At 57.6% G+C, this 7,088-nt stretch carries 10 protein-coding genes; 3 read left to right on the top strand and 7 right to left on the bottom strand.

The genetic code is table 11. The features are described from left to right. Positions 1 to 180, bottom strand: a 180-nt coding sequence (locus tag BSU04_RS23915) for a hypothetical protein (protein ID WP_144021204.1), incomplete at its 3' end; no start/stop codon positions are given. Positions 181 to 481: 301 nt separating this feature from the next. On the opposite strand from BSU04_RS23915, the gene BSU04_RS23910 reads away from it, so the two are divergent. Together BSU04_RS23910 and BSU04_RS23905 are read left to right on the top strand one after the other, a co-directional pair. Next, the gene (locus tag BSU04_RS23910) at positions 482 to 763 is read left to right on the top strand and encodes a type II toxin-antitoxin system Phd/YefM family antitoxin (protein ID WP_256983259.1); all 282 of its coding nucleotides are present in this window, start codon (positions 482 to 484) and stop codon (positions 761 to 763) included. Next, entirely contained in the window at positions 760 to 1,203 is a 444-nt protein-coding gene (locus BSU04_RS23905; RefSeq protein ID WP_089162910.1) for a type II toxin-antitoxin system VapC family toxin, read from the top strand. The genes BSU04_RS23910 and BSU04_RS23905 overlap by 4 nt, the downstream gene beginning before the upstream one ends. A 347-nt stretch (positions 1,204 to 1,550) precedes the next feature. Here BSU04_RS23905 and BSU04_RS23900 read toward each other — a convergent pair whose 3' ends face one another. The 4 genes from BSU04_RS23900 to BSU04_RS23885 all read right to left on the bottom strand — a co-directional run bounded on the left by BSU04_RS23900 (position 1,551) and on the right by BSU04_RS23885 (position 3,050). Next, a complete protein-coding gene (locus BSU04_RS23900; RefSeq protein ID WP_089162909.1) occupies positions 1,551 to 2,015 on the bottom strand; it encodes a hypothetical protein in 465 nt (154 codons plus the stop codon). 144 nt (positions 2,016 to 2,159) lie between these two features. Then, positions 2,160 to 2,384 carry a hypothetical protein gene (locus tag BSU04_RS23895; protein ID WP_089162908.1) on the bottom strand — a complete coding sequence of 75 codons (225 nt, stop codon included), beginning with the start codon at positions 2,382 to 2,384 and terminating at the stop codon, positions 2,160 to 2,162. Between the two features lie 40 nt (positions 2,385 to 2,424). Further along, complete coding sequence (locus tag BSU04_RS23890) at positions 2,425 to 2,694, bottom strand: DUF1488 family protein (RefSeq protein ID WP_089162914.1); 270 nt, start codon at positions 2,692 to 2,694, stop codon at positions 2,425 to 2,427. An 8-nt stretch (positions 2,695 to 2,702) separates the two neighbouring features. Further along, entirely contained in the window at positions 2,703 to 3,050 is a 348-nt protein-coding gene (locus tag BSU04_RS23885) for a hypothetical protein (protein ID WP_089162913.1), read from the bottom strand. Between the two features lie 335 nt (positions 3,051 to 3,385). On the opposite strand from BSU04_RS23885, the gene BSU04_RS23880 reads away from it, so the two are divergent. Continuing rightward, positions 3,386 to 4,261, top strand: coding sequence for an alpha/beta fold hydrolase (locus BSU04_RS23880; RefSeq protein ID WP_179258419.1), 876 nt, complete (start codon positions 3,386 to 3,388; stop codon positions 4,259 to 4,261). Positions 4,262 to 4,695: 434 nt separating this feature from the next. On the opposite strand, the gene BSU04_RS23875 is transcribed toward BSU04_RS23880, so the two are convergent. Both BSU04_RS23875 and BSU04_RS23870 read right to left on the bottom strand, forming a co-directional pair. After that, on the bottom strand, positions 4,696 to 6,432 hold the full coding sequence (locus BSU04_RS23875) for an IS1634 family transposase (protein ID WP_089162906.1): 1,737 nt from the start codon (positions 6,430 to 6,432) through the stop codon (positions 4,696 to 4,698). Between the two features lie 449 nt (positions 6,433 to 6,881). Further along, on the bottom strand, positions 6,882 to 7,088 hold a 207-nt coding region (locus BSU04_RS23870; protein WP_089162553.1), incomplete at its 5' end, for a hypothetical protein.

Here is a 7,088-nt window from a genome sequence, read left to right as displayed (position 1 = left end):
CCGCTCCATCGCATCGGGCGTCGCCGCCTGCGGCGAGACCGCGCGGTCATCGGGATCGTAATAGCGGCGCGCGATGACCGCAGGCGTGATGTGCTGAACGAACGCGCGCAGCGCCGTGAAGTCGGTGCGACTGTAGGTTCGGGGAGCGGGCAACGCGAGTTGCTGGGTCTGGTTAGCCAAGCGCCCTCCCCGCTGCGCCGAAGACGCCGGATCTCGCCGCAAACCTCGTTTTAAAGCAGATCATTAGCTCAGAGCTACGTGTAAAGTCGAATACCCCCGATTTTACGCATTAAAAACTTATCTGATAATAACAACTATCAGACTTGCAAATCGATAGACAATCCGGCCAATGATGACGGACGACCGTCCGCGCCAAGGCTGCGATAAGCAATAGATCGCCCCTTACGACTTGAGTTTCTTCGATTGTTCCTTTAATCTAGTCAGCATGACTAGAAATTATGAATCGTCGGGACCGAAGCCCGTGAAACCTCAAACGTCCAAATTGCCGCCGGGTCATTGGCTGCTCCAAGACGCCAAAGCGCGTTTTAGTGAACTCGTACGCAAAGTGCGTAGCGAGGGGCCTCAGCACGTCACCGTCCATGGGCGAGATGAAGTCGTCGTGATCGCCGCTGAAGACTTTCGACGGCTCCAGGGCAGTCCGACAGGTCGTGCCCTCATCGACGCGCTCCAGGCGTCACCGTACCCTGACATCGACCTTGGACCGGAACGCACACCCATGCCTGTGCGCGACGTTACGCTGTGACCGGCTGGCTTCTTGACACCAACGTCCTGTCCGAGCTGCGTCGCCCGAAGCCAGAACCGAAGGTCGCGGCCTTTGTGGAGTCACTACAACTCGAGCAGTTGTACGTTAGCTCCGTCACGTTGGCCGAAATCCGCTTTGGCATCGAGCTGGTCGCCGACGTTAATCGTCGCGCTGAGTTAAACGACTGGCTGGCACTCAAGGTACGGCCCCAGTTCGAGCAGCGTGTGCTGCAAGTCACCGAGGACGTCATGTTCAAATGGCGGCTCCTGGTCGAAGAAGGCCGCAAGATCGGACACACGTTCTCGCAGCCTGACCTCATAATCGCAGCGACTGCCCTACACCACGGCCTGACAGTAGTTTCGCGCGACACGGGGGGCTATGCAAAAACGCGCGTGCCTTTGTTCAATCCCTGGGTTGATTTGCTTCCACACGGCGCTTGAATCAATGTACGAGAACCAAAAGCACTGTGAGACGCTTAAACCTTCGGAAAGGCTGCTGCAAAAAGTTCGGCCCGGCGGCGACGGCCATCTTCGTGTAAGGTCTATCGCCCTAGCGCCGTCTCATGCAATCGTCGTGGTGGTCGGTCCGCGGTCGATTTAACTTCGTGGAAACAAACGCGACAGATCGTTAGTTGCATATGTTGCGAATAACCCATCGCTTAGCCGCAGGCGAACGTTTAACGCTGTTGCCTCGCCACACGAGTACGCGAAATTTGTCACAGTACGCCGTCTCGTCGCCCCGTAAGTGGAGAGGTTTGCGAGGACTTTTCACATTTCTCATCTGCGCTTTAGCGTAGCGCTCGCAATCCATCCATCAACTGCCGTGTTGCGTAGTCTTGCACGAGCTTTTCGAAACCGCAGACGACATCCGCTTCCATTTCCCGCACGCCCTTCTCCCCATGCAGATTAGATTTGCCCGTCGCGTTGAATCGGCGATTGAAATAGTCGCTCACCTCATCAATTTTCTCAGGGCTGTCCGAGTCGGTGTAGAAGACAGATCTGGGAGACGCAGCATCGTAGAACAGGTTGTGTTTCCATTTGGGTACGAACGAGACAGGCTTCGACTCAGTGATTAGAAACGAGCCAATGAGTTGTAACCGATCCTTTTTCCCCTTCGGGGTCACAAATGTCCAGACCTTGCGAGGGAGGCGTTCCTTCAGTTGTTCAAGCAGGGCTCCGTCAGACCCGAGCGTACCAATGCGTCCCTCCTTCATATCGAGCGCGAAGTCCCTCCAGTGATAGAAAATATCCACATCTCTCCTAGCTGTTAATCAATGCGACGCACGGCCTCCGGCGGGGAATCCGACGGAGAGTTTTCCAACCCATTTTAACGTCCTCGACGGCACTCGTTTTGGATGCCTTCTTCCGGAGCGTACAACGGATGCTCTATCGCGCCGTCAACCATTGCCATCATCGATGACGAGGGCCAAGGCTAACCGAGCGTCTTCGAGCTCCTGCACTGCGGCAGTTAGACGTGCAAGCTCCAGCGCGGAAGCTTGTCGCTCGCCTACAGCGGTGAAGTGCGCCTCTATCGCAGTAGACGCGGCTTGCACTTCGCGGGCGGCCTCGGCCACTCTTGCCAGCGCCGCGGCCTCGCGAGGATTCGAATTCTCAGCTTTCATGTTTGTATTGTGCCTGCATTACCACGCGTCATCCTTTCGCCTACCGCTGAAAATCTGCCGCCTCCAGGCGAATAGAAGCGGCCGCGAGCCGACGCGCCTTGCGCTCGGCGATAGCAACGATTCGGTGGCGGCCGTCATTGAAGATCTTGAGCACACGCGCCTCGTCCGCGTCGGATTGAAGCCAAAAGTAGTCTTGCAACGATTCACGGGATACCGAGCATTTCACGATGCGTCCCGCAGCGATAAGTTCGAAGGCGACCGCGAGCCCGCCGTCAACGACGATAGCTTCAATCAAATTGGTTGAGTTCATTGCCATCCTCATGCGAGTCGATAATCCTTTAACGCATGGCGACATACCTGAAGCATCCGCTGAACGACCGTACTCGCCGGGTTCAACTTCATGTCGCCCGTGAAGAGACCCTGAACCTCAGCTTGTTTTAATGCAATGCCCACGCCGCGCAGATTGCGCCGTGCAATTTGCAACGCTAACTGCCCAAGGCGAACTCGATCAAGCCATGGCAGACTCAGCCGGTTGCGCGAAAGCCACGACCGACAGGAGATCACCACGTGGTCTACTCGACAGTCACTGGTCAGCGCGTAAGTCGCCGCCGCTGTGGCGACCAGATAACACAGCAGGTCGGCACGCGCGTCGGCAAGGAGACTCATTTCACGGATTTTCACGTTCACTTTTCCAAAAAACACAGAAAGCGGATGGCTAAAATTCGCCATTTATTTCGTCGCAAGCCGTCACCAGTACGTCGCGTTGCGATGGTTTCTTAAGAGGCTGCACCGCTCAACATCCGCACACCGATTTGTCCGATCAGAGTTCGCGGCAGACAGAGCGAGGCCTACGAATCAGTGTTAGCCCGCACTGCGACGACAGCACGCAAGCTTACGCATATGGATGCCAGCTTGTCGAATCAAACGTAGCAATTGACTGATTCAAGTACGCGAGCTGACTCCAAAAATGCTGATCGCCCATGCGACAGCCACAGCGTCTCATGAAGCATTCAGCTTATCATTTTGGAAATCACGGAACCGCTGGGAGGAGCACCGCGACGGCGCTGCCGACTCCCATCGAGCAACAAAATGGGCGTAAATCAATGACGCAGGCGCTAGCCAAGTTCCACCTCAGTCATGGACCTAAAAACCGACCGACCCTCATCTTCTTGCCCGGAGCTCTCGTTCCGCCAAACGCCATCGCACCTGTTACAAGATTGGTCAAACTTCGCGCCATTGGTGTGGGCTGGCTCGAAGGTGCGGGCCCCCACGACCTTCACTCGGTTGCAGAACGTGTAGCCATGCTGATAAGAGAGCTTGGACCAACCGTGCTGATAGGACATTCGGTAGGCACGCCGATCGCGGCGCTCGCCGCTGCGATCGATTTACGCTCGACGAAAACGAATGTGGTTGGTCTCGTGCTTAGCAATAGCGGAGCGAATACAAAGGGACACGGCGACATCGAATCGGTTATCGAGCGCATCCTTCAGACATGGGGTCCGCCGCTGTGGAAAGCGATGACGGAACGCTCGCTTGGAAGCGTCTGCCCCGCCGAGCTCGTAGACTCGTTTATGACATACCCACGCCGCGTTACTGTTGACGCGACTATCGAGAGTTTGCGCAGTTTGCAACAAACTGATCTCACGAGCATGCTCAGTGATCTTTCATCCCTTCCCACCGCAGTGGTGCACGGAAGCCGCGACCCAGTTCGGACCTTGTCCCATGCAGAAAGCCTGCTCAACGGTATTGCGGGTTCGAGACTCGTGGTGCTTGAAACGGGCCATACGTCGTGCGTCGAAGCGCCGGAAGAGTTTGCCGAGGTAATACGCTCCATTATTGAACAAGGCCTAAAAGCTGGCACTGGAAGCGCAGATTAGCTGTTTGCCTCTCGGAATCATAATATGTGTGTGCGAGGCACTCCATCTCCAGATCAATGAGCGCCCTCCCCTCTTGACGTCCCGCACTCGCCCAGCTTCGCAGGCCATCTAATCGTATCCTATGCACAACACACGCAGGCGGCGGGTATACGAGCTTGCCTCGGAGCGCAAAGCCTAGATTATTTAGTTAAACTTAAAAAACACCGGAAACGTGAACGATGCGATCGGCGACATTCGTTTGCAAACCGACGCGAGCAATTTGAGCATGACCGCGATTGGCGGCTAATTCTGATCGTTTAAGCGCGAAGGACCTTTCCGACCACGTTCAGCTGCAGCGCGCGCAAGGCGCTGTGCCACTACTAACCCGAACTTTGACCGCTCCGGCGGCGTAACGTATTGATTAGACGTGCTTATGTTTAGATTGCCGGGAGCGGCTACTGGGTACAGGCGGGGTTGATGTTCAGCAGACGGAAGGCTTTTTCTTGAACGGGTGTGGGCCGCGTCGTCATGACGAGCTTGGCATCCGGATTGAGTGACGTGTAACAGACGTTGTACGCGAGCGTGGCCAAGTCGTCGAGCAGCGTACGGAAGCTGTGGACCGGCAAGCCATCCTTGCTAAGCTTGGTCGCGTCCTTGGCTTTCGCCTGGTCCGAGCGTCGCGCCTTGGCCACCGGTGAAGGGCGAGTAGCGCGCGCTTGTTCGACATACTCATCGTCAAATAGCATCGGCTTTAACTTCTCGCGCATGTGCCACTCGACGTAGTAAGCGAGCATGCACAGAAAGACGTGCGCGCGCACGCGCTCGGCGTTCCAATGGAAGATCGGACGCACCCGCAGATCGACTGTCTTGAGGCAACGGAAGGCGCGCTCCACCACCGCCAGGCCCTTGTAGGCCGACACGACCGCCTCGGCTGACAGAGCCGCCGCCGGCAAGCTCGTACGCACCACATACAGGCCATCGAGCGCGGCTTCCTGCTGGATCTGCACCGTCTTGCGCGCCCAGCTAAAGCTCGAGTCGGTGAAGCTCAACTCGAAGTGTTTGGCCATCTTGAAGCGATCGATTATGCGGCCCACGCGCAAGGCGATCGCTTCGGCACCCTTGAGCCGATTGCGTACGCGTGTGGTCGCCTCGGCGATCCTGGCTAGCTCCTGCTCGGTGGCCTGCAGCAGCGCCTCGCGTTTGCGCCTGCGCTCCTCGGCCAACAGCGGATTGCGACACACGATGAGCCGCTCGTCGGGGAACGCGTCACTCGTCACCTCAAGCAGGTTGCGCTCATCGAACAGCGACGGCTGGAACGGTCCCTTCTCCTGGGCGAGCGTGGCCATCTGCGGCGCGCGCAGGCTGCTCACCCAGTCCAGGCCGGCCGGGCGCAAGAGCGTGTCGATACGGGCCTGCGTGAGCATGCCGCGGTCACCCACCCAGGCGAGCTGGTCGATCCCGTAGCGGTCTTTGAGCTTCTCCACCTGGGACGCTACGGTCGCCGGATCGGCCGTGTTGCCGGCGAAGACTTCGACCGCCACCGGGATGCCCTCAGACGTGCAGACCAGCCCGAACACGATCTGCGGGTCGTCACGCTTGCCATCGCGGCTGTAGCCGTGCGCCGCGAGCTCGCAGCAGCGTCCGGTCACCCACGTGGAAGTGAGGTCGTAGAGCACCAGCGTATGACCGGCCAGATGCTGCCTGGCCAGGCGCTTTTCGATGCCCGCTTGAGCTTCGCCCAACCAGTCGAGCGCGGCATAGACGTCATCGAGGCGGACTTCCCCGAGCTTGAGCAGTCGCGACAACGAGTGGGCCGCGGTCTGCTCCTGGAGCGTGCGGTGCGTGGCGAGCTTGGAGGCGGGCGAGATCACGCGTGCGATCAGCAGTGCCATGAGCACGGAGCGCAGCGCGGTGGGCGCCGCGGCAAACCACTGCTCGGCGCCGCAGGCACGCGCCGCGCCGAGCACGGCGGCCACATGCCCGTGCGGCAGGCTGCGCTCGATCACGAAGGCTTCATCGACCGATGGCACCGCGACGCCGCCGCGCAACAAGACCTTCAAGCCATCGATCACCTCTGCGGGCAGCGACGAGAGGTTGGCAAGGGTGCGCTTTCTGACCGTCTTGCCGTCGCGATAGGACTCGCGCAGGATTGCGGGTGGCGAGTTGCGGTTGGGGACGTGTTCGATGTACATGAACACAAATCAAAGCAGACCATCAGAGAAAAAGCAAGGGAATAAGTGTACATGGCTACAGAGGACTACTAAAAAATTGCTGAAGCCCAGCGCTGACGCGGCTTTCGGCAATTCAATGGCTCAAAGTTCGGACTAACGCCTCCCTCATGAAGCGCTGTGCCTTGACGAAGCTGCATCCTGTTGCAGACGGCGTCTCTCTGCCAATTATTCAGTAATACTAATTTAATATTTATGATTCAATCGCTTATTGCATTCGGTACTGACTTGGTTCTGATTGCGGTAACTGCACATAGAATCTTCACGTTTGCGTTATCGATACTGCGCTTACCGTGAGCGAGTGGGTTAGTTTTCCGAGGTTGACTTTGGTTGCGGGGTGTTAGCGGCGGTGTAAAAGCGCGGATAGATGGCGGCAAGGATGAGACCCCCTGCCACCGACTATTTCCGCAACTTTAAAATGGGTCGTCTACGTCGTTGGGGTGAGCGTTTTTGGGATTGGCGCGTTGTTGATGTTGCAGTTCAAGAAGCTCAAGCTGATAGTGCATGCAGATACGCTCGCGCAGGTCATCCAGTAGTTCTACGACGGCGAGCGCCTGATCAGCGGACCAGTTCTCGGGGATCAGGAAGTTGAGCCCTTGCGTGATCCCGGACGGTAAATT

The sequence above is a fragment of the Caballeronia sordidicola genome, assembly GCF_002220365.1.
GTDB lineage: Bacteria > Pseudomonadota > Gammaproteobacteria > Burkholderiales > Burkholderiaceae > Caballeronia > Caballeronia sordidicola_C.
This window is presented reverse-complemented; position numbering and strand designations above follow the sequence as displayed.